The organism is Microbacterium sp. NPDC057658 (assembly GCF_042799975.1).
Taxonomy (GTDB): Bacteria; Actinomycetota; Actinomycetes; order Actinomycetales; family Microbacteriaceae; genus Microbacterium.
The window spans coordinates 1,385,187-1,407,042 of sequence record NZ_JBHVHT010000001.1; the positions used below are offsets into that span (position 1 = coordinate 1,385,187).

Sequence of the window (21,856 nt, forward strand, 5' to 3'; positions counted from 1 at the left end):
GAGGACTTTTCACGGACCGGGCGCCTCCCTCGAGGCCGCCGCTTCGGGGGAGGCGCCGCTCAGGTATCTTGGTATCGAGACAAATAGACCTCGTGAACGGAGAACCTCCCGGTGACCGACGACGCCATCATCTACACCTACACCGACGAGGCACCGGCACTGGCCACCGCCTCGTTCCTGCCGATCGTCCAGGCCTACACGGGCCAGGCGGGCATCGAGTTCGAGACGCGGGACATCTCTCTGGCCGGCCGCATCCTCGCCGCCTTCCCGCAGAAGCTCGCCCCCGAGCAGCAGGTCGGCGACGCGCTGGCGGAGCTGGGTGGCCTCGCCACCCTCCCCGAGGCCAACATCATCAAGCTGCCGAACATCTCGGCGTCGATCCCGCAGCTCAAGGCGGCCATCGCGGAGCTGCAGCAGCAGGGGTACGACATCCCCGACTTCCCGGACGAGCCCTCGTCGCTGGAGGAGAAGGACATCCGCGCCCGCTACGACCGCATCAAGGGCTCCGCCGTGAACCCGGTGCTGCGCGAGGGCAACAGCGACCGCCGGGCGCCGCTGGCGGTGAAGAACTACGCCAAGAAGCACCCGCACCGCAACAAGCCGTTCGCGGAGGGCTCCAAGACCCGCGTCGCCACCCTGGGCCACGACGACTTCAAGCACAACGAGCGCTCGTGGGTCGCCGCTCACGACGACGTCCTCTCCTTCCGCCACACCGCGAAGGACGGCACCGTCACGGTCCTCAAGGAGGGGCTCAAGGTCCTCCCGCGCGAGATCATCGACGCGACGTTCCTGTCCGCGAAGGAGCTGGACGCGTTCCTCGCCGACACCCTCGCGGAGGCCAAGGCCGACGACGTGCTCTACTCGGTGCACCTCAAGGCCACGATGATGAAGGTCAGCGACCCGATCATCTTCGGTCACGTCGTGAAGGCGTTCTTCAAGGACGTCTTCGACCAGTACGGCACCCAGCTCGCCGAGGCCGGGCTCAGCGCGAACGACGGCCTCGGCTCGATCCTCGCCGGCCTGGCCACCGTCGCGGGTGGCGAGGAGATCGCCGCGGCGTTCGACAAGGCCATCGCCGAGGGGCCGCGCCTCTCGTACGTGAACTCCGACAAGGGGATCACGAACCTGCACGTGCCGAGCGATGTCATCGTCGACGCATCCATGCCCGCCCTCGTCCGCAACGGCGGGAAGCTCTGGGGCAAGGACGGCGAGGAGGCCGACACGATCGCGGTCATCCCCGACTCCTCCTACGCGAGCGTCTACCAGGCCGTGATCGACGATGTGATCGCGAACGGCCCGCTCGACCCCGCCACCATCGGCACCGTACCGAACGTGGGTCTCATGGCGCAGGCGGCCGAGGAGTACGGCAGCCACGACAAGACGTTCGAGATCGCGGCGGACGGCATCGTCCAGGTGCTCGACAGCGAGGGCACCGTCCTCATCGAGCACGAGGTCGGCAAGGGTGACATCTGGCGTGCGACGCAGACCAAGCACATCCCGGTCATGGACTGGGTCAAGCTCGCGGTCGGCCGCGCCCGCGCGACGGGTGCCCCGGCGGTGTTCTGGCTCGACGCGAACCGCTCGCACGACGCGCAGATCATCGCGAAGGTGCACCAGGGTCTCGCCACGCTCGACACCAAGGGCCTGACGATCACGATCCTCGCGCCGGAGGAGGCGACGCGGTACACGCTCGCCCGCATGCGTCACGGTCTGGACACCATCTCGGTGACCGGCAACGTGCTGCGCGACTACCTCACCGACCTGTTCCCGATCCTCGAGGTCGGCACGAGCGCCAAGATGCTCTCCATCGTGCCGCTGCTCGCCGGCGGCGGACTGTTCGAGACGGGCGCCGGCGGCTCGGCTCCGAAGCACGTGCAGCAGCTGGTCGAGGAGAACTACCTGCGCTGGGACTCGCTGGGCGAGTTCTTCGCGCTGGCCGCCTCCCTCGAACACTTCGCCGACCGCACGGGCAACGAGAAGGCCCGCGTGCTCGCGGAGACGCTCGACGCCGCGACCGGTACCTTCCTCGAGGAGGACCGCTCGCCCGGCCGCGCTCTCGGCACGATCGACAACCGCGGAAGCCACTTCTACCTCGGCCTGTACTGGGCGCAGGAGCTGGCGAAGCAGACGAAGGACCCGGAGCTCGCCGCCGCCTTCGCGCCCATCGCCGAGAAGCTCGCCGCGAACGAGGAGACGATCGTCTCCGAGCTGAACGCGGTGCAGGGCTCCCCGGTGGAGATCGGCGGCTACTACCGTCCGGACGAGAAGCTCGTCGAGGCGGTCATGCGGCCGTCCACGACGCTCAACGAGATCGTCGACGCCCTGCGCTGAGACGACGAGAAGGGGGCGGATGCTGCGGCATCCGCCCCCTTCTGCTGTCTTCCCCAGCCGGCTTCGCCCGGTGCAGGGCTCCGGATCAGTTGTAGACGGAGACCTCGAGGCCCACGGGGGACCAGTCGTAGACGTACTTGGCGAGGTCGATCGGCAGGTTCACGCAGCCGTGGCTCATCCGGTTGCCGAAGTTGTTGTGCCAGTAGGTGCCGTGGAAGCCGATGTTCGGGGCGAACCACGTGATCCAGGGCACGTCCTCGGTGCAGTACGGCGCGCCCTCGTAGCAGCCCATGTCCTGGATGGCGGTGTGCGCGAACACCTTGAAGTTGCCGGTCGGCGTGGGCGTTCCGGGAAGACCGGTCGACACCGCCCAGGACTGCACGACCTTGTCGTTCTCGAACAGGTAGGCGCGCTGCGTGCTGAGGTTGATCTCGGCGCGGCGGAACAGGTTCGTCGTCTCGAAGGGGGTCTCCGTCACGGAGAGGGCGAAGACGCCGTCTCCCGCGGCGAGTTGCGTCGCGAAGTCGTCGGCGATGTCCGCGGTGTCGCCGAGGGCGCGTCCGGTGGCGCCCTCCTTCTCGGCGCGCAGCACGTTCCCCGCGGAGTCCACGATGTTGGTCGCGTTGACGGGGGCGCGGTCCACCGCGGCGGGCAGCGTGTCCACCGTGGCCTGGATCGCCTCGGGGTCGGCCTCGATGCGGAGCTGGCCGTCGTCGTCGACCACGGTCAGCCAGGAGGCCGCGACCTCGGGGGAGACCGGGACGGTCCGCTCCTCGCCGACGTAGAAGCCGATGGTCGAGAGCATGGTGTTGAGCGTGGTCGCGGTCGCCGTGGCGTCGTCGTCGGACACGGCGGGCGCGGCCTCGGCCGGACCACCGGGGTACTCGAACGTCGTGCGGCCGTCGCCCACGGCCTCGACGAAGGCCGCGTTCAGTGCGGTCACGTCGATGCCCGTCCCGGGCGTGGACGGCGTGACGGCGTAGGTGCCCTTCGCGGCGTCGAAGACCACTCCGGCGTCGACCGGGTCGACGAAGCTGCCGGGGACGGCGCTGCGGAGCGCCGCGGCGGCGGTCTCCTGGTCGAGCACGATGTCGGCCGGCACGGGGTCGCCCATCCACGCGCCGAGGTTCCACATCGGGTGTGCGGCGAACGCGGCGTCGGCGAGCGCGGTGGCATCGGCGGTGGCGCCCAGGTCGGCGCCCGTGAGCACGGCGTCGTCGCCCTCGCCCGTGAGCGTGACCTCGGTCTGCGCGAGGCGGGAGCTGATCGCGTCGGCGGCGGCCCCGGGGGTCATCCAGCCGACCGGGATGCCCGCGACGGTGGTGCCGGGGGCGATGAGGATCATCGAGGCGGCGCCGGCGCCGAGCGCGACCACGCCGAGGCCGAGACCGATCCACAGGCCGAGGCGGCGCTTCTTCGGGGCGGGCTCGACGGGAGCCCAGGCCAGAGGCTGCTCGCCGGTCTGCGGCGGGGCCGTGTCGGTCGCCGCCTCCGGCGTCAGGACGCTCGTCGGTGTCGCATCGTCGGGCTGTGCCCCCGTCGCAGTGCCCGGCGTGGAAATCAGATCGGTCACGAACTACACCCCCCGCAGTCTCGACGTGTCCTGTCGTCCATGGTACGGGATGGCTGGTAACGGGGAGGCAACGGTCCTGATAAGGTGCCTCCCCGTTCGCCAGGGGTGTCGGGGGTCAGTCGACGACGGCGAGTCCGTCGATCTCGACGAGCATCTCCTCGCGGGGAAGTCCGGTGAAGACGGTGGTGCGGGAGGGCAGCACGCCGCTGGTCGTGTGGGCCTCGACGAACGCGCCGTAGGCCTCGTTCATGATCGGGAAGTCCTCGCGCTTGGTGAGGTACACGCGCAGCATCACGACATCGTCGAACGTGGCGCCGGAGGCCTCCACGATGGCCTTGACGTTCTCGAGCGTGCGGGTGGTCTGCGCCGCGACGTCGCCCGGGTACAGGTACTCGTTGGTCTGCGGGTCGACGGGGCCCTGGCCGGAGACCTGGACGATCGGGCCCTTGCGGACGCCCTGCGAGAAGGTGTGCGCGGGAGCGGGGGCGGCGTCGGTGGAAACTCGTGTCTTCGCGGTCATGCCGCCAGCCTAGTAGCCTTGTTAGATGCCTCTACAAATTCCGGATCCCGTCCTCGGCGCCTGGGCGAAGGGGTTCCCGGCGCACGCCGCGGGGCTGCGTCTGTCGGAGGTCGGCGCGGCCGGTCTGCACCTGTCGGACCTCGGCACCCCGGTGCTCACGGTGCACGCCGACGCGATCGCGCACAACGAGGACACGGTGTTCGGCTGGGCCGCGCGCGAGGGCGTCCGCCTCGCCCCCCACGGCAAGACCACCATGGCGCCCGCGCTCTGGCAGCGGCTGCTCGACGCGGGAGCCTGGGGGATCTCGGTCGCCACACCCTGGCAGGCCCGCGTCGCCGTCGACGCCGGTGTGCCCACGGTGCTCATCGCCAACGGGGTGACGGGCGGCGCCGCGGCCCGGGAGCTCGGAGCGATGCTCGCGGCCGACGAGGGCCTGCGGATCCTCTGCGGCGCGGATTCCCTCGCCGGTGTCGCGATCCTCGCCGACGCCCTCGCCGGCGCCCCTCGACCGCTGGACGTGCTCGTGGAGCTCGGCGGCGCGCAGGGCAGGACGGGCGCGCGCACGGTGGCGGAGGGTGAGCGCATCGCCGCGGCGATCGCGGCCGCCCCTGGTCTCCGCCTGGCCGGGGTGACGGGCTACGAGGGGCCCTTCGGTCCCGATCGCTCCGCGGCCTCGGTCGCCGCGGTGGACGGCTTCCTGGCCACGCTCGTCGAGCTGCACAACCGTCTCGACTACCCCGACGGCGTCCGCCCCGTGCTCAGCGCGGGGGGCAGCTCCTTCCCCGATCGCGCCGCCGCGGTCCTCGGCGCTGCGGGAGGGGACGCCGAGGTCGTGCTGCGCTCCGGCGCGTTCCAGATCCACGACGACGGCTTCTACTCCCGCATGTCGCCGTTCGGTCCGCTGACGGACACCGCTCCACTCCGGTCCGCGATGCACGCGTGGTCGCGAGTGGTCTCCCAGCCCGAACCCGGCCTCGCCCTGCTCGACGCCGGGCGGCGGGACGTGCCGTTCGACATCGACCTCCCGGTGCCGCAGTCGGTCGCCGGCGCCGTGACCGCCCTGAACGACCAGCACGCCTTCCTCCGGCCCGCCGAGGGGGCGACCGTCGCGGTCGGCGAGGTCGTGCGGCTGGGTCTCTCGCATCCGTGCACCGCGTTCGACAAGTGGCGCGTCGTCGCCGTGATCGACGACCCCGACGCCGAGGACCCCCGGGTGATCGACGCGGTGGCGACATGCTTCTGAGCGCCGAGAAGGCCGCGGCCGGCCTGGTGCGCGTCTATCGTCGGGCGACCGTCGTCGACGGTACCGGTGCTCCGCGCGTCGTCGCGGACGTTGCGGTGGAGGGGGCCAGGGTCGTCGCCGTCGTCCGCGACGGCGACGGGACGACGCTCGAGCTGCCGGACGGCGCGGTCGAGGTCGACGCGTCCGGCCTCGTCCTGGCGCCCGGTTTCATCGACATGCACGCGCACAGCGACCTCGCGGTGCTCCAGGGGGCGGCGCACGACGCCAAGATCCGTCAAGGGGTCACGACCGAGGTGCTCGGGCAGGACGGCCTGGGCTACGCGCCGCTGGACGAGGCGACAGCCGCCGTCATCCCCGCGCAGATCGCGGGCTGGAACGGGCGGCCGGCCGTGGTCCCGTGGCGGTCGATGGACGACCTCCTGCGGGCGATCGACGCTGCCGCGGTGGCCAACGCCGCGGTGCTGGTGCCGCAGGGCAACCTCCGGATGATGGTGGTCGGACACGACGACCGCCGCGCGACCCCTGCCGAGATCGGGGCCATGGCCGACCTCCTCGGGCAGGCCCTGGACGCGGGGGCCTTCGGCATGTCGAGCGGCCTGACCTACACCCCGGGGATGTACGCCGACACCGCGGAGCTCGAAGCCCTCTGCCGGGTGGTGGCGGAGCGCGGCGGCTACTGGGCGCCGCACACCCGCAGCTACGGGCGGGCGGCGCTGGACGCGTACCGCGAGGCCATCGAGATCGGCCGCCGCACCGGGTGCCCGGTCCATCTCACCCACGCGACCATGAACTTCGCCCCGAACCGCGGTCGCGCCGCCGAGCTGCTGGCGCTCGTCGACGCGGCGACGGCCGACGGCGTCGACGTGACCCTGGACACCTACCCGTATCTCCCGGGGGCGACGACTCTCGCCGCGCTCCTGCCCAGCCGGCTGGCGGCGACCGGCGACCTGCTCGGCGTCCTGGCAGCCCTCGACGCCGAGGGGCGCGAGGCGGTCCGCGTCGAGCTGGAGGAGATCGGCTGCGACGGGTTCCACGGCGAGGCCGCGGACTGGTCGGCGATCCAGATCTCCGGGACCGCCCATCCCGATCTGGCCGGGCTCGTCGGCCGGACGATCGCCGATATCGCGGCGGAGACGGGGCAGCGCGCCGTCGATGTCGTGATCGACACGATCCTCGCCGATGCCGGTGCCACGGGTGTGCTCATGCACATCGGCGACGAGGACAACGTCCGCGCCATCATGCGGCACCCGCGGCACTCCGGCGGCAGCGACGGAATCCTCATCGGCGCGCGCCCGCACCCGCGCGGCCGTGGCACGTTCCCCCGTTACCTCGGGCACTACGTCAGGGAGCTGGCGGTGCTGAGCCTCGAGGAAGCGGTGCGTCATCTCTCCGGCAACCCGGCCGCCCGCCTCGGCCTCGACCGCGGCGACGCACCGCGCGGCGTGATCCGCGAGGGCGCCACCGCCGACCTGGTGCTCTTCGACCCGGAGACGATCGCAGCCGGAGCCACCTTCGACGACCCGCACGGCGCGCCGCAGGGCGTGCATGAGGTGCTCGTCGGCGGTGTGCCGGTCGTCATCGACGGCGACCCCACGGGCGCCGTCGCCGGCCGTGCGCTGCGGATGCCTCCGTCCGCGCCGCGGGCGACGGTGCCGCACATCCCCGCAGAGATCGACTCCCTGGCTCCTGGCTTCCGGTGGACGCCCTCGACCCCGATCCTCGGCGCGCCGGAGCTGGCGGCCGCGGTGGCACGGCTCGGCGGCGGGGGAGCGGACGACACCCTGCCCGCGATCCGCCTCGTGATCGACGAGGAGCTGGGCGCCGCGGCCTCCGCCGCGGGGCGCCACGGTGCCGAGGCCTTCTGGGTGACCGTGACGGCCTCCGGGATCGAGATCGCGGGGGCGACGCCGGAGGGGGTCTTTCGCGGCGCGACCACGCTCCGGCAGCTCCGCGACCCGGATCACGACCCCGCCCTCCCCGCGATCATCCCGGCCGGGCGCTGGGAGGGCGCTCCCGCCTCCGCCTGGCGCGGTGCGATGCTCGACGTGGCGCGGCACTTCCGCCCTGCGGAGGACGTGCGTCGCCTCATCGACCTGCTCGCCGACCACCACCTCAGCATCCTGCACCTGCACCTGACGGACGATCAGGGCTGGCGCTTCGAGGTGCCCGGCTACCCGCGCCTGACCGAGGTCGGCGCGCGGCGCGAGGCCACCCAACGCGGTCACGGACCGGAGGCCACGGTCGAGCCCGGCGTGCACGAGGGCTTCTACACCTCCGCCGAGCTGCGCGACCTCGTGCGGTACGCGGAGGAGCGCTTCGTGACGCTCGTGCCCGAGGTCGAGCTGCCGGGACACATCCAGGCCGCGCTCGCCGCCTATCCGGAGCTCGGCAACTGCGACGTCGGGACGCCGCCCACCGGGCCGTGGGAGCGCTTCGGCGTGAACGCCCGCACCCTCGCGCCGACCCCGGAGGCGCTGGCCTTCGGCCGTGCCGCCATCGACGCGCTGTGCGACGTGTTCCCGTCCCTGTGGATCGGGATCGGCGGGGACGAGGTCCCGGTGACCGAGTGGGCGGAGAGCGCGGCCGCCGCCGCGCGCATGCAGGAGCTGGGGCTGGCCACGCCGCACGACGTGCAGCCGTGGTTCACGGCGCAGTTCGTCGACCACGTCCGCCGCCGCGGTCGGACCGCGTTGGCCTGGGACGAGGTGCTGGAGGGTGACGTGCCCGAGGGCGTCCGCATCCTCGCCTGGCGCGGACCGGTCGCGATGCGCGAGGCGCTGCGCCGGGGGATCCCGGTCGTGGGGTGTCCGGATCTCGAGGTCTACCTCGACTACCCGCAGTCGGAATCGACCGAGGAGCCCATCCGCGTCGGTCCGCCGCTGACCATCGAGCGCGCGTACTCCTTCCAGGTCGTCGAGGGGGCGGTCGGCGGGCAGGCGAACGTGTGGACGGAGCACCTGCCGAGCAGGGACCGGGTCGACTTCGCGATGTTCCCGCGTCTCGCCGCGATCGCGGAGCGGCTCTGGGACGGGGGAGAGCCCGCCCCGTTCGCCGACTTCGCGCGGCGGCTGCCCACGCACCTGCGGCGCCTCGCCGCGGCGGGGGTGCGGTATCGTCCGCTGGACGGTCCGTCGCCCGAGCAGCGGCGCCCGGGGGTCCCCGGCAAGCCCATGACCGTGGAGACGCGGGAGGCGATCGTCGCCGGCCTCGTCGAGCGCCTGCTCCGCCGGGCCGCTGACGAGGATCCGCGGTCGGCATGATGTCACGTTTCGGTAACCCTGCCCGCGGAATCGCGCGGAACAGTTGCACAATTCCTGTTCGTAAGGTCTACTAACAAACATGTCCGTTTCGGATGATCAGCGCCCCGCGGCGACGACAGACTTCGTCGCCGCGAACGCGCACGCCTTCGGCCCCGCGCGGCATCTCCGTTCGCGCACCAAGGTGCTCCCCGAGCACGCGCGCGGTCACAACCGCGCCCTCGTGCTGCAGACGCTCTATCACTCGGGGGCGATGAGCCGCGCCGACCTCTCCCGCGAGACCGGCCTCACGCGCGTCACGATCTCCGACCTCGTCGCGGAGTTCATCGCCGACGGCATCGTCGTCGAGATCGGCGTCCGCGAGGCGGTGGGCCCCGGAAAGCCGCCGATCCTCATCGACATCGACCGCGTGGGGCATCAGATCATCGGACTCGACCTGTCCGGTCCGACCGCCTTCGAGGGGGCCGTGCTCAGCCTCGACGGCGACGTGCTGGAGCGGCGTCAGGTGCCGCGTCCCGCCACGCCCGACGGCGACGCCGCGTACGACGCCCTCCGCGGCCTCGCGCAGACCCTCGTCGAGATCGCCACGCAGCCGGTGCTCGGCGTCGGCATCGGCACCCCGGGTGTCGTGCGCCCGGACGGCCTCGTCCTCAGCTCGCCCAACCTCGGCTGGACCGACTTCCCGTTGGAGGCGAAGCTCAGCGCCGAGCTCGACCTCCCCGTGCTGGCGCGCAACGACGCCAACGCCGCGGTGCTCGCGGAGTACACGTTCGGCGAGGCGGAAGCCGACTTCATGCTGATCAAGATCGGCCGCGGCGTGGGTGCCGGGCTCATCACCGGCAGCCAGCCGCTCCTCGGCAGCCGTTTCGCGGCGGGGGAGATCGGTCACGTCGTCGTCGGCACGGACGGCGGCCCCCGCTGCGCGTGCGGCAAGATCGGCTGCCTGGAGGCGTGGCTGAGCGTGAGCCGCATGCAGGAGGCGATCGACGCCGACCCGGCCGCGCGCGAGGAGATCCTCCGCGACTCCGGGACCCGCATGGCGATCGCGATCGCCCCGATCGTCGCCGCCCTCGACCTGTCCGAGGTCGTGCTCTCCGGACCCGCCGAGCTGCTGGACGGCACGCTCATCGACGCGGCCGTCGAGACGCTCCACGCCCGCACGCTCGAGGGCGTCTTCGAGGACGTCATGGTGCGGCTCACCCGCCAGGACGACATCGTGCTCCGGGGCGCCGCGGTGATGGTGCTCTCCGGGCAGCTGGGGGTGTCGTGATCTTCGCGACCATGACCGGGAACGGCATCCGATGATCGTCCCCGCCTCCGCCGACCGCGCCGGTCGGCCCCTTCGCGTGGGCCTCGACGTCGGCGGCACGAAGATCGACGCCGTCGCCGTCGACCCGGCGGGGACGATCCTCGCCCGCCTCCGCCGCCCGACCGGGTGGGGAGAGGACGTCGTCGTCGACAGCATCGTCTCGACCGTCGCCGCGCTCGCCGAGGAGAGCGGGCTGCCGCTGTCCGCCGTCGGATCCGCCGGCATCGGCATCCCCGGCCTCGTGGACGCGGAGACCGGACGTGTGCTGCACGCCGTGAACCTCGGCGTGGAATCCCTCGACCTCGCGGCGCGCGCCGAGCAGGCGCTGGGCGTCCCCTTCCGGGTCGAGAACGACGTGAAGGCGGCCGCGCTCGGCGCCGCCGTCCTGAGCGACGTCGCCGGATCGATGGCCTACCTGAACCTCGGCACCGGCGTCGCGGCCGGCATCGTCATCGACGGCCGCATCTGGCGCGGGGCGCGGGGGACCGCGGGCGAGGTCGGGCACCTCTCCGTTGACCCCCGCGGGCGTCTGTGCGGCTGCGGACAGCGCGGCTGCGTGGAGACGTTCTGCGGCGGCGGGGCGCTGGCCAAGGCCTGGGGACGCCCCGGCGCGCTCCCGGTCAAAGACATCGTGGAGGCGGCCGACGCCGGCGATCCGCACGCCCTCGCCCTGCAGGCGGACCTCTTCTTCGGGGCCGCGGCGGCCGTGCGCGTGCTCGTGCTCTCGGCCGACGTCGAGACGGTGGTCATCGGCGGCGGTCTCACCGCGCTCGGCGGTCGTCTCGCGGACGGCATCCGCGCGGCCCTGCATGCGGGTGCCCAGGCGTCACCGTTCCTGAAGTCCCTGCGGCTGGATGAGAGAATCGAACTGCTCCCCGCGGGTTCCCCCGCCGCCGCTTTCGGCGCCGCTCTGGTGGGCGCATCCATTTCTGAGAAGGAGATCGTTCCGCATGGCTGAGGTCGTCATCGTCGAGAATGCCGAGGCCGCCGGGGCCCTGGTCGCCACCGAGATCGTCGAGCTCATCGACCGCCGCCCCGACGCGGTGCTCGGACTCGCGACCGGCTCCACGCCGCTGCCGGTGTACCAGGCTCTCCGCAGCCGCCTCGCGGGCCGGGACGTCTCGCAGGTGCGGGGCTTCGCACTCGACGAGTACGTCGGGATCGACCCCTCCCACCCGGAGAGCTACCGCTCGGTGATCACCCGCGAGGTGGTGGAGCCGCTGGGCCTCGACCCGGAGCGCATCCACGTGCCGAACGGCGCGGAGGCGACCATCCAGCACGCGGGTGAGGACTACGACGCGGCCATCGCCGCGGCCGGCGGGGTCGACCTGCAGATCCTCGGCATCGGCACCGACGGGCACATCGGCTTCAACGAGCCCGGGTCCTCCTTCGCCTCCCGCACCCGGGTGAAGACCCTGACGGAGCAGACCCGGGAGGACAACGCCCGGTTCTTCGACTCGATCGACGACGTCCCGATGCACTGCATCACGCAGGGGCTGGGGACCATCCTGGAAGCGCGTCACCTCGTGCTGCTGGCGTTCGGCGCGGGCAAGGCCGAGGCCGTGGCCGGTGCGGTCGAGGGGCCGCTCACGGCCCTGCTGCCTGGTTCGGCCATCCAGCTGCACCCGCACGCGACCATCGTCGTCGACGAGGCCGCCGCGTCGAAGCTGCAGCTCGCCGACTACTACCGCTACACGTTCGCGAACAAGCCGGCCTGGCAGGGCATCTGATCCGAGGCGCTAGCGCGCTCCGGCCGGCCACGCGAGCGGCAGCAGATGCTCGACGCTCAGCGGGGCCAGCGGGAGCGCCGCGGCGTCCTCCGGGGTGATCCAGCGCAGCTCGGCGAGCTCGGCCTGCACGCGGACCCCGTCGGCATCGATTGAGGCCGAGAACGCGTCGGCCACCACGCGGTGCCCCGGCTCGTTGGCGGCCGCCGACACGAAGCGCCCCAGGGGCCGGAGGTCGGCGTCCGTGAGCTCGAGCCCGAGCTCTTCGTGCAGCTCGCGGATGAGGGTCTCGACGGGGGATTCGCCCGGCTCCGGCTTGCCGCCGGGCTGCATGAAGCGGGTGGTGCCGTGCTTGCGGACGACGAGGACCCGCCCCTCCGCATCGACGATCACGGCCGCGCTCACGTGGATGTCAGGCATCGGGAGAGAAGACCTTTCCGGGGTTGAGGATGCCGAGGGGGTCGAACACCGCGGCGATGTCGCGCTGGAGGCGCCATTGGTCGTCGCCGAGCTCGTCGGCCAGCCAGCGCCGCTTGAGGACGCCGATGCCGTGCTCGCCGGTGAGGGTGCCGCCGAGCCGGATCGCGGCGCGGAAGAGCTCGTCGGCCGCCGCCCACACCTGCGGCGGGGTCTCCGGACCCTCGAAGATGAAGTTCGGGTGCAGGTTGCCGTCGCCGGCGTGGGCCACGGTCGGGATCACCATGTCGAACTGGCGCTCGATCCGGGCGATCTCGTCGAACATCGCGGGCATGGCGCTCCGCGGCACCGAGACGTCCTCGATGAGGGTGGTCCCCAGCGACGCCATCGCGGCGTGCATCGACCGCCGGATCGCCAGCAGGCGATCGCCCTCGACGGGGTCGTGCGAGACCACGGGGACGCCCTCGTGGGCGCTCAGGATCGCGGCGATGGCGTCCGCCTCCGCACGCGCGGCCGGACCGTCGGTCTGGATCGTCAGCTGTGCGGCGCCCGGGGTCGGCGCGGGGAGGGCGAGCAGGGCGTGGACGGCGGCGAGGCTCGCGGCATCCATGAGCTCCATGATCGCGGGCTGGATCCCCGCGGCGGTCACGGCCGCGGAGCCTGCGGCCGCCGCCCGGACGCCGGGGAAGGTCGCCGTCACGGTGCAGGTCTCGCCCGGCACCAGGCGGCGCAGCTTGAGCGTGGCTCCGACGACGACGCCGAGCGTTCCCTCCGACCCCACGACGAGGGCGGTGAGGTCGAGCCCGGTCACGCCCTTCACGCTGCGGTGCCCGAGGTGGAGCAGGCGTCCGTCGGCGAGGACGAGATCGACGCCGAGGACCGCATCGCGGACGACGCCGTACTTCGCGCAGAGCAGTCCGCCGGCTCCGGTCGCGATGTTGCCGCCGACGGTGGAGATATCACGACTGGCGGGGTCGGGCGGCCACCACAGTCCCTGGGCCGCCAGGTGCGCGTTGAGGTCGGCATTGAGGATGCCGGGCTCGACCACGGCGAGGAGGTCGTCCGGCCGCACCTCGAGGACGGCGTCCATCCGGCGGAGGGAGAGGACGATCTCCCCCTCACCGGCGTTGGCGGCCCCGGCGAGCCCGGTCCCGGCACCGCGAACGACGACGGGCGTGCGCGTGGCCGTGGCGATGCGCAGGGTCTGCTGCACGTCGTCCACGCTCTCGGCATGGACGACGGCCAGGGGGAGGCCCACCGCGGCATGACCGGAGCGGTCGGCTCTGGCCTCGCGCCGCGCCTGCTCGCTGACGTCCACGCGCGCCCCGAGGGCGTCGCGGAGCAGCGAGACGACGCTCACGACCGTGCGCTCATGCCAGCGCGCGGCGTCCGCTGAGGACCCCGGCGACGACGGCCACCAGCGCGAAGGCCGTGCCGATGAGGGCCTGGCCCATGGACCACCACGCGATGGTCACGCCGACGTAGATGAAGAGCTCGACGACCGCGCGGAGGAAGGGGTGCACGCGGAGCACCGGGCGCGGGGAGAGGAACAGCGCCCACAGCAGGAGGGCGACGACGGGGGCGCCGACGCCGATCAAGACGTTCCACGGCAGGTCCCAGCTCGCGAACCCCCACAGGGCGAGCGAGGCGATCGCCGCGATGAGGACGACGACGCGCACGATGTCGAGGGCCGTGAGGGCCGGACGGTCGACGCCGGCGACAGGGGCGGAATCCGGGGTCATACGACCAGTCTATTCCGCGGGCGGGGCGTCCTCGGCCGGGGCTTCCGTCGCGGCGGCGTCTGCGGTCGGGGCATCGGTGGCCACGACCTCGGCGGGGGCGGCGTCCGTCGGTGCGGATTCCGCGGGTGCCGGTTCGGCGGAGGCGGCGTCGGTCGGGGCCGCGACCTCGGCGACGGGGGCCACGGTCTCGGCGACGGGCGCTTCGGGCGCCGGCGCCTGCTCGGCCTCCTCGATGACGACCGCCGGCTGCTCCTCGGCCGCCGTCGCCGCTGCGCGCTCGTCGGCGCCGGCGCCCTGGGGCTCGAGCGCGTACAGCGAGGTGGTCGCCGACGGGCCGGCCTCGCCGGACGGCAGCACGTAGCGGAAGGTCACCGGCACGAGGCTGGCGAACAGGAACTGGTCGAGGGAAGCCCGCAGCTGGACGATCCCGGTGCCGTCCTCGCCGAGGACGACGCTGTCGCCCTCCTGGCCGCCGAGCAGCGCCTGCACGACGGTGCCCGGCGCACCGGAGACCGGCACGACGTAGTACCAATGCAGATCCTCGCCGAGCCAGAAGTCGGCGGTGCTCCACGTGGGCGGATCCGTCGGGATCGCGGGGTCCACCGGATCGACGGGGTCCACTGGGTCGACCGGGTCCACGGGATCGACAGGGTCTACGGGATCCACCGGGTCTACGGGATCGACCGGGTCCACGGGATCGACGGGGTCCACCGGGTCCACCGGGTCCACGGGATCGACGGGGTCCACCGGAGCGACGGGCGGCACCGTGGCCTCGGGGAGCGCGGGGACGACCACGGGGGCGGCGGGAGCCGCATCGGGTCCGGCCTCCGAGGACACCGGCGGGGCCGTCTCCTCCTCCGCGGGGGGAGACGGCGGCTGCGTGGCATCCGGCGTCTCGATCACCACGGGCTCGTCGAGGTCGAGGGAGGAGTCGGGAGCGATGTCGGTCGTGATCGACGACGGGTCGGTGTCCGAGGCGCTGGGCAGGGAGGTCGCGGGGTTCGCGCCCGCGAGCCCGGGGACGATGGCCGCCGCGGCGACGACTCCGGCCACCACGAGGGCCGCCGACCCGGCGCCGACGACGGCGCCCATGCCCGTGAAGACGCCGCCCGTGCTCGCGCCCGTGCCCGCACCGCCGGCGGAGCCGGCTCCCGAACCCGCGGCGCCGACCCCGGAGGTGGCCGCCGCGGCCTGTCCGATGCCGCCGTCGCCGACGAACACCGCACCGGGGATGGTGGACGCCGCGCCCGCCACCGCCAGGACCGGTGCACCGCCCTGGAGGGCGGCGAGGTACCCGGAAGCGCCGGTGGCGCCGAGGACGAGCGGGAGCAGCACGAGGGCGAGGCGCTTGGAGACGTCCTTGGCCTCGGCGGCGACGATCATGCAGCGCGCGCACTCGTCGAGGTGCAACTCCAGGCGACGGTGGTCGCGGGTGGCGAGGTTGCCGCGCGAATAGGCGCCGAGATGCTCGATCGTCCACTGGCACTCGGAGCCGGGGCTCGCGCTGCGCAGGTGCGCCTGGATCCACGCCTCGCGGAGCCCTTCGCGGGCCCGGAAGGCGAGCTGCGACACCGCGCCGGCCTTCATGCCGAGGAGCGGAGCCACCTCCTGGGGCTTCATCTGCTCGATCTCGGTGTACCAGAGCACTTCCTGCCACCGGGAGGGAAGGCTGCGGAACGCCTGGGCCGTGAGGCTGCGGTCGAGCGCCTCGTTCGTGGCGTGCTCGGTGCTGTCCGGGTCGGCGACCGTGTCGAGTTCGTCGATCGCGGTCTCGCGGCGTGCTCGTCCCCAGGCGGCCGCCGTGTTGCGGATGCTCGTGAAGAGGTAGGCGCGGAACGAGCCGTTGGGGCCGCCGCCCTTGAGGATCGCCTGGTAGATGCGGGTGTAGGACTCCTGCACCAGGTCGTCCGGATCGATCGAGGAGGTCACCGAGCGTGCGACCGCCATTCCGGACGGGTAGTGCCGCCTCCAGAGTTCCCCGAACGCCCCCTTGTCGCCGGAGCGGACGCGGAGGATCAGGTCGGCATCGCCGATGGTGTCGTCTGGTGTGGTGTTCTCTCGGTGCACGGTCATCCATCTGGTCCCGGGGCACACAACCGTCCCCAGGAGGAGAGACGCGAGAAGGCGTCTTTCATTACGCGGTCCCTCCATTGTCTCGCGAAATCGGCATGCTGGCCAGCCCCAGGACGGACTCGGAGCCGATGCTCGGGATCGGCTCCTCGAGCGCGGTGACGACGCCCGCGGAAGGGAGCGGCGAAGAACTCTCAAACTTTTTCGGAGAACCGCGTAATGAACCGGGGGCACCCTCGTCTCTTCCGGTAGAGACAGCCGAAATGGACTCCACCGGGGGGCGGAGTTCCGGCGCTGGTGCGGGGGGTACTGCACCAGTGGGCGGGTCGGGATCCTCGGGGGAGGAGCTCCCGGCCCCGCCCGCTCGAGCGGGAGGGAATGGGCCGCCGATCTGGGGAGAACGGCGGCCCACCACTCCCACACCTGCGAGACGCACGTCACCGATCTGGGGAGTCCGGTGACACCGTCTCGTCCGATCGACCGGAGACCGCAGTGCTGCGCGTCGCGCGGAGCGCTGTCGTCCTAGGCGGGCAGCGCCGGTCCCGTCCAGACCCGCGCGACGCGCAGCTCCGCGTCCAGGAGCACCGCATCGCCGAGCAGGCCGGGGCGCAGCGCGCCGAGGTGGGCGTCACGTCCGATCGCGCGGGCCGGGGTCTCCGTGAGCGCCCGCACGACCTCCGGCAGCGGCACGTCCGCCGCCACCGCCCGCTGCAGCGCGATGTCCTGGGTCAGGGTGGAGCCGGCGATCGAGCCGGTGTCGTCGGCGCGGGCCACGCCGTTCTCGACGGTGACCTTGACCGCACCGAGGTCGTACTTGCCGTCGGCGCTCCCGGCCGCGGCCATGGCGTCGGTGATGAGCGCCACGCGCTGCGGCGCCGCGTCGAACACGAGCTTGACGACGTGCGGGTCGAGGTGCACGTCGTCGGCGATGGCCTCCAGGATCACCCGGTGGTCGGCGGCCGCAGCCAGCACCGGTCCGGGCGCGCGGTGGTGGATGCCGGGCATCGCGTTGAACGCGTGGGTCAGCAGCGAGGCACCGGCCTCGAAGGCGGCGACGGCCATCGCGGCGTCGGCGTCGGTGTGCCCCACCGCGGCCGCGGCACCCGCCGCGACGATCTGACGGACCGCGTCGATCCCTCCGGGGAGCTCCGGCGCGATGGTGACCTGACGGACGGTGCCTTCTCCGGCATCCAGCAGACGGGCCACGTCGGCCGGGACGGGGTGCCGCAGCAGCGAGGGCTCATGGGCGCCGTGGTGCCCGGGGTCGAGGAACGGGCCCTCCAGGTGCGAGCCGAGGACGTCCGGGTCGGTCCTGGTCAGGGTGGCGATCAGGGCGACGCTGCGGGCGAGGTCGTCGATCGTGCCCGTGACGAGCGAGATGACGGCCCTGGTGGTGCCGTGCTCGCGGTGCAGATCCCGCCCGGTCCGGATGGCGTCCACCCCGTCGTCGTACGCCGCACCCGCCCCGCCGTGACCGTGGATGTCGACGAAGCCCGGCGTGAGCAGCGCGCCCGCGCCCGCCACGGCGGTCGCGTCCACGACCTCCGTCGCGGGCTCCCAGTCCGTTCCGGTGCCGCGGGACGCCACGACGCCGTCCTCGATGCGCACCCAGCCGTCCTCGACGATCTCCCCGCGATCGACGAGGCGGGCGGAGTGGATGACGAGGGAACCGGTCGCGGAGGAGAGGGTCTTCAACGGGCGCTCCAGGGGATCTCGGGGGCGGGGTGGAAATCGACCCCCTCAGCCTTCCACAGCGGCGCGAGGGCGCCGACCCGGGCGCGGAAGGACTCCCACGTGCGGCCCACGCCCTCGCGCGGCGACCAGGCGATCTCGGCCTGCGCGGCGGCACGGGGGAACACGAGCTGCTCCACCTCATCGAGCGTGCGGGTGGTCTCGGACCACAGCGGCGCCTCGATCCCCAGGATCGCCTCGTCCGGCACGTCGAGGACGGCGGTCGGCTCCCACTCGTACGCGCGGCGGACGTCGATGATGGCGGCCCAGGTGAGTCCGAGCGGGAACTCGGCCGTGTACTTCATGTCGAGATAGGTCGCATCCGCCGCCGACATGATGAGGGCTCCGCCGCGCTCGACGAAGTGCGCGGCCTCCTCGGCATGCGTGCCCGTCGGCGTCGTCATGCCCCAGTACTGCCCGATCGTGCCGCGGGCGATGCCGGCCGCCGACCCCATCTCGTGCCACGCGACCGGGGTCTTGCCCTCCTCGACGACGATCGCCGTCGCGCGCTCCGCGAAGAGGTCGAAGTCGGCCTGGGGCGTGCCGAGGGACTCGTCGCCGCCGATGTGGATGTAGGGCCCCGGGGTCATCTCGGCGAGCTCGCGGACGACGTCGCGGACGAACCGGTACGTCTCCTCCTCGTGGATGCGCACGCTGGAGTGCCCGACGCCCCAGCCCAGGTAGGGCTCTCCGGCCACGGGGAGCGGCTGGCCGAGCTGCTCGGACTGGGCGACCAGCGCGTCGTTCAGCACCGGGGCCTCGACCAGCTCCGGATAGGCCACGCCGATCGCGTGGGTGTGGCCGGGGAGGTCGACCTCGGGGATCACGATCATGTGGCGCGCCGCCGCGTACGCCACGATCTCGCGGTAGTCGTCCTTGGTGTAGAAGCCGCCGGGGGCGCCGTCGGCCGCGGTGGCGGCGGCGCGCTCGGTGAGCAGCGGCCAGGAATCGATGTGCACGCGCCAGCCCTGGTCGTCGGTGAGGTGCAGGTGCAGGTGGTTGAACTTCAGCGCGCTGGTGCTGTCGATGAACCGCTTCACGTCGTCGACGCCGAAGAAGTGCCGCGCCACGTCGAGCATCACGCCGCGGCGGGCGAAGCGCGGGGCGTCGGCGATGTCGGCGCGGAGCAGCGCCCAGCCGGCGTCGTCCTCCCGGAGCAGCTGCAGCAGCGTCTGGACCCCGTAGAAGAGCCCCGCCTCATCGGCGCCGATGAGGATGGCGCGGTCGCCGACCTCGAGCGTGTAGCCCTCCGGTGCGGACGAGGCCGCGTCGACGAACAGCTCGATCTCGGCGGGGCCGGAGTCCACCGCGGTGAGGCGGAGGCCGGTGCGGCGTTCGACGGCGTCGATCAGCTGTCCGGCGGCGGGGGAGGAGCCGAGCACGCGCGTCGTCGCGGCGAGCGGCAGACGTCCCTCCCTGGCCTTCGCGGACACCGGAGCGGGGACGAGGGGCAGATCAAGAGGTAGGACCATGAACAAAACCTAGCCAACGAAACGCCGCAAGGGAACAGGGGGATCGAAACGATTCTGCAGACGGTGAGCACGATGCCCGAAACGACCGCGTGCGCGGCGTCGCGCATCGGCTATGCTCGTAACCGTCGCGACTGGCGTCTGGGTGGACAACCACCGGGGAGCGACTGACCACGGAATTCGACCGCGCGCCTGGGCCGATAGGAACACCCTTTTCGAATCCGTCGTCAAAAGGAGCACGTCATGACCGACCGTTACTTCAACGCCCCGCTGTCCGAGGTCGACCCGGAGATCGCCGAGGTCCTCGATCGCGAGCTGAAGCGTCAGCAGACCTTCCTCGAGATGATCGCCTCGGAGAACTTCGTCCCCGTCTCGGTCCTGCAGTCGCAGGGCTCGGTGCTCACCAACAAGTACGCCGAGGGCTACCCCGGCCGCCGCTACTACGGCGGCTGCGAGGAGGTCGACGTCGCGGAGGAGCTCGCCATCTCCCGCGCCAAGAGCCTGTTCGGCGCCGAGTTCGCGAACGTCCAGCCGCACTCCGGTGCGTCCGCGAACGCCGCGGTCCTGCACGCGATCGCCCGCCCCGGCGACACCCTGCTCGGCCTCTCGCTCGACCAGGGCGGCCACCTCACGCACGGCATGAAGATCAACTTCTCCGGCCGCCTGTACGACATCGTGGCCTACGGGGTCGACGCCGAGACCTCGACGATCGACATGGACGAGGTCCGCCGCCTCGCCATCGAGCACAAGCCCAAGGTCATCATCGCCGGGTGGTCCGCCTACCCGCGGACGATGGACTTCGCCGCGTTCCGTGCCATCGCCGACGAGGTGGGCGCGATCCTCTGGGTCGACATGGCGCACTTCGCCGGCCTCGTCGCCGCCGGCCTGCACCCCAACCCGGTGCCGCACGCGCACGTCGTGTCCTCCACCGTGCACAAGACCATCGGCGGCCCCCGCTCGGGCTTCATCCTCACCAACGACGCCGACCTCGCCAAGAAGATCAACACCGCGGTCTTCCCCGGCCAGCAGGGTGGTCCGCTGATGCACGTGATCGCGGCGAAGGCGACCGCCTTCAAGCTCGCCGGCACGCCGGAGTTCAAGGAGCGCCAGGAGCGTGTGCTGCGCGGGGCGAAGCTCATCGCCGAGCGCCTGTCGCAGCAGGACGTGAAGGACGCCGGCATCGCCGTGCGCTCGGGCGGCACGGACGTGCACCTCGTGCTCGTCGACCTCCGCGACGCCGAGATCGACGGCAAGCAGGCGGAGGACCTCCTGCACGACATCCACATCACCGTGAACCGCAACGCCGTGCCGAACGACCCGCGTCCGCCGATGGTGACCTCGGGCCTGCGGATCGGCACGCCCGCGCTCGCGACCCGCGGCTTCGGCGACGCCGAGTTCACCGAGGTGGCCGACATCATCGCCCTCGCGCTGCTCCCCGGTGCCGACATCGAGGCGCTCCGCGCCCGCGTGGACGCGCTCGCCGCGGCCTTCCCGCTCTACCCGGACCTGCAGCAGTGACCGCGGTCGTCCTCGACGGCAAGGCGGCGGCGGCCGAGATCCGCGCCGAGCTGACGGAGCGGGTCGCCGCGCTGAAGGAGAAGGGCGTCACCCCCGGCATCGCCACGGTGCTGGTGGGAGCCGACCCCGCCTCGCAGCTCTACGTGGGCATGAAGCACCGGCAGTCCGAGGCGATCGGGATGAACTCGATCCAGCGCGAGCTGCCGGCTGACGCCACCCAGGCCGACGTCGAGGCGCTGATCGACGAGCTCAACGCCGATCCCGCCTGCCACGGGTACATCGTGCAGCTGCCGCTGCCGAAGCACCTCGACACCGACGCGATCCTGGAGCGGATCGATCCGGCGAAGGACGCGGACGGGCTGCACCCGACCAACCTCGGGCGCCTCGTCCTCAACGTCAACGCGCCGATCCACACGCCGCTGCCGTGCACCCCGCGCGGGGTCATCGAGCTGCTGCTGCGCAACGACTACGACCTCAAAGGCAAGCACGTCGTGGTCGTCGGTCGGGGTGTCACGATCGGGCGTTCGATCGGGCTGCTGCTGACGCGTCGCGACCTCAACGCCACGGTCACGCTGACGCACACCGGCACGGTCGACATGCCGCGTTACCTCCGCGAGGCCGACGTGATCGTGGCGGCGGCCGGCGTGAAGCACCTCATCCGCGCCGAGGACGTCAAGCCCGGAGCCGCGGTGCTGGATGTCGGCGTGACCCGCGAGACCGACCCGGAGACCGGGAAGAACCTCGTCTTCGGCGACGTCGCTCCCGAGGTCGCCGAGGTCGCCGGGTACCTGTCGCCGAATCCGGGAGGGGTGGGGCCGATGACCGTCGCCCTGCTCATGACCAACGTCGTCGAGGCGGCCGAGCGGACGGTCTGACCTCCGCGCCGCGTCGCAGATTCACGCGAACGCCGCAGGGATCCGAGTGATCTCTGCGGCGTTCGTGCGATTCC

The 21,856-nt window shown here is 72.4% G+C and carries 16 protein-coding genes and 1 riboswitch; of the genes, 8 read left to right on the forward strand and 8 right to left on the reverse strand.

Annotated features, from left to right (window positions below):
- Positions 1-111: 111 nt before the first annotated feature.
- On the forward strand, positions 112-2,331 hold the full coding sequence (locus ACFU8V_RS06610) for an NADP-dependent isocitrate dehydrogenase (RefSeq protein ID WP_249520773.1): 2,220 nt from the start codon (positions 112-114) through the stop codon (positions 2,329-2,331).
- An 85-nt stretch (positions 2,332-2,416) separates the two neighbouring features.
- Here ACFU8V_RS06610 and ACFU8V_RS06615 read toward each other — a convergent pair whose 3' ends face one another.
- Together ACFU8V_RS06615 and ACFU8V_RS06620 are read right to left on the reverse strand one after the other, a co-directional pair.
- Positions 2,417-3,904: a L,D-transpeptidase family protein gene (locus tag ACFU8V_RS06615; protein WP_231729407.1), complete on the reverse strand. Its 1,488-nt coding sequence runs from the start codon at positions 3,902-3,904 to the stop codon at positions 2,417-2,419.
- A gap of 115 nt (positions 3,905-4,019) precedes the next feature.
- Entirely contained in the window at positions 4,020-4,424 is a 405-nt protein-coding gene (locus tag ACFU8V_RS06620) for a RidA family protein (RefSeq protein ID WP_025103791.1), read from the reverse strand.
- A gap of 25 nt (positions 4,425-4,449) precedes the next feature.
- Between ACFU8V_RS06620 and ACFU8V_RS06625 the strand changes: the two genes are divergently transcribed.
- The 5 genes from ACFU8V_RS06625 (at position 4,450) to nagB (ending at position 11,963) form a co-directional block, all read left to right on the forward strand.
- On the forward strand, positions 4,450-5,667 hold the full coding sequence (locus tag ACFU8V_RS06625; RefSeq protein WP_338565591.1) for an alanine racemase: 1,218 nt from the start codon (positions 4,450-4,452) through the stop codon (positions 5,665-5,667).
- Positions 5,658-8,927: a family 20 glycosylhydrolase gene (locus ACFU8V_RS06630; protein ID WP_378869909.1), complete on the forward strand. Its 3,270-nt coding sequence runs from the start codon at positions 5,658-5,660 to the stop codon at positions 8,925-8,927. The genes ACFU8V_RS06625 and ACFU8V_RS06630 overlap by 10 nt, the downstream gene beginning before the upstream one ends.
- 79 nt (positions 8,928-9,006) lie before the next feature.
- Positions 9,007-10,194 carry an ROK family transcriptional regulator gene (locus tag ACFU8V_RS06635; protein WP_025103794.1) on the forward strand — a complete coding sequence of 396 codons (1,188 nt, stop codon included), beginning with the start codon at positions 9,007-9,009 and terminating at the stop codon, positions 10,192-10,194.
- Positions 10,195-10,225: 31 nt separating this feature from the next.
- Positions 10,226-11,191: an ROK family protein gene (locus tag ACFU8V_RS06640; protein WP_378869913.1), complete on the forward strand. Its 966-nt coding sequence runs from the start codon at positions 10,226-10,228 to the stop codon at positions 11,189-11,191.
- On the forward strand, positions 11,184-11,963 hold the full coding sequence (gene nagB / locus ACFU8V_RS06645) for a glucosamine-6-phosphate deaminase (RefSeq protein WP_025103796.1): 780 nt from the start codon (positions 11,184-11,186) through the stop codon (positions 11,961-11,963). The genes ACFU8V_RS06640 and nagB overlap by 8 nt, the downstream gene beginning before the upstream one ends.
- Positions 11,964-11,972: 9 nt before the next feature.
- Here nagB and ACFU8V_RS06650 read toward each other — a convergent pair whose 3' ends face one another.
- The 6 genes from ACFU8V_RS06650 to ACFU8V_RS06675 all read right to left on the reverse strand — a co-directional run bounded on the left by ACFU8V_RS06650 (position 11,973) and on the right by ACFU8V_RS06675 (position 19,392).
- On the reverse strand, positions 11,973-12,380 hold the full coding sequence (locus ACFU8V_RS06650; protein WP_303709509.1) for an NUDIX domain-containing protein: 408 nt from the start codon (positions 12,378-12,380) through the stop codon (positions 11,973-11,975).
- Complete coding sequence (locus ACFU8V_RS06655) at positions 12,373-13,737, reverse strand: FAD-binding oxidoreductase (RefSeq protein WP_025103798.1); 1,365 nt, start codon at positions 13,735-13,737, stop codon at positions 12,373-12,375. The genes ACFU8V_RS06650 and ACFU8V_RS06655 overlap by 8 nt, the downstream gene beginning before the upstream one ends.
- Before the next feature lie 10 nt (positions 13,738-13,747).
- The gene (locus ACFU8V_RS06660) at positions 13,748-14,119 is read right to left on the reverse strand and encodes a YrdB family protein (protein WP_378869918.1); all 372 of its coding nucleotides are present in this window, start codon (positions 14,117-14,119) and stop codon (positions 13,748-13,750) included.
- A 9-nt stretch (positions 14,120-14,128) separates the two neighbouring features.
- The gene (locus ACFU8V_RS06665) at positions 14,129-16,192 is read right to left on the reverse strand and encodes a sigma-70 family RNA polymerase sigma factor (RefSeq protein WP_378869921.1); all 2,064 of its coding nucleotides are present in this window, start codon (positions 16,190-16,192) and stop codon (positions 14,129-14,131) included.
- Between the two features lie 519 nt (positions 16,193-16,711).
- The gene (locus ACFU8V_RS06670; protein WP_025103801.1) at positions 16,712-17,884 is read right to left on the reverse strand and encodes an N-acetylglucosamine-6-phosphate deacetylase; all 1,173 of its coding nucleotides are present in this window, start codon (positions 17,882-17,884) and stop codon (positions 16,712-16,714) included.
- Positions 17,881-19,392, reverse strand: coding sequence for a family 20 glycosylhydrolase (locus ACFU8V_RS06675; RefSeq protein WP_081811575.1), 1,512 nt, complete (start codon positions 19,390-19,392; stop codon positions 17,881-17,883). Before ACFU8V_RS06675 ends, ACFU8V_RS06670 begins: the two co-directional genes overlap by 4 nt.
- A 117-nt stretch (positions 19,393-19,509) precedes the next feature.
- Positions 19,510-19,594: riboswitch (ZMP/ZTP riboswitch) on the forward strand.
- Between the two features lie 38 nt (positions 19,595-19,632).
- On the opposite strand from ACFU8V_RS06675, the gene glyA reads away from it, so the two are divergent.
- Together glyA and ACFU8V_RS06685 are read left to right on the forward strand one after the other, a co-directional pair.
- Positions 19,633-20,907 carry a serine hydroxymethyltransferase gene (gene glyA, locus ACFU8V_RS06680; RefSeq protein ID WP_025103803.1) on the forward strand — a complete coding sequence of 425 codons (1,275 nt, stop codon included), beginning with the start codon at positions 19,633-19,635 and terminating at the stop codon, positions 20,905-20,907.
- Positions 20,904-21,782: a bifunctional methylenetetrahydrofolate dehydrogenase/methenyltetrahydrofolate cyclohydrolase gene (locus tag ACFU8V_RS06685; protein WP_025103804.1), complete on the forward strand. Its 879-nt coding sequence runs from the start codon at positions 20,904-20,906 to the stop codon at positions 21,780-21,782. Before glyA ends, ACFU8V_RS06685 begins: the two co-directional genes overlap by 4 nt.
- The last annotated feature ends 74 nt before the right edge of the window (positions 21,783-21,856 follow it).

Coding starts and splice junctions, on each gene's coding strand:
- ACFU8V_RS06620 (WP_025103791.1), bottom strand. CDS start 4,424: ATGACCGCGAAGACACGAGTTTCCACCGACGCCGCCCCCGCTCCCGCG.
- ACFU8V_RS06625 (WP_338565591.1), top strand. CDS start 4,450: ATGCCTCTACAAATTCCGGATCCCGTCCTCGGCGCCTGGGCGAAGGGG.
- ACFU8V_RS06630 (WP_378869909.1), top strand. CDS start 5,658: ATGCTTCTGAGCGCCGAGAAGGCCGCGGCCGGCCTGGTGCGCGTCTAT.
- ACFU8V_RS06635 (WP_025103794.1), top strand. CDS start 9,007: ATGTCCGTTTCGGATGATCAGCGCCCCGCGGCGACGACAGACTTCGTC.
- ACFU8V_RS06640 (WP_378869913.1), top strand. CDS start 10,226: ATGATCGTCCCCGCCTCCGCCGACCGCGCCGGTCGGCCCCTTCGCGTG.
- nagB (WP_025103796.1), top strand. CDS start 11,184: ATGGCTGAGGTCGTCATCGTCGAGAATGCCGAGGCCGCCGGGGCCCTG.
- ACFU8V_RS06650 (WP_303709509.1), bottom strand. CDS start 12,380: ATGCCTGACATCCACGTGAGCGCGGCCGTGATCGTCGATGCGGAGGGG.
- ACFU8V_RS06660 (WP_378869918.1), bottom strand. CDS start 14,119: ATGACCCCGGATTCCGCCCCTGTCGCCGGCGTCGACCGTCCGGCCCTC.
- ACFU8V_RS06665 (WP_378869921.1), bottom strand. CDS start 16,192: ATGACCGTGCACCGAGAGAACACCACACCAGACGACACCATCGGCGAT.
- ACFU8V_RS06675 (WP_081811575.1), bottom strand. CDS start 19,392: ATGGTCCTACCTCTTGATCTGCCCCTCGTCCCCGCTCCGGTGTCCGCG.
- glyA (WP_025103803.1), top strand. CDS start 19,633: ATGACCGACCGTTACTTCAACGCCCCGCTGTCCGAGGTCGACCCGGAG.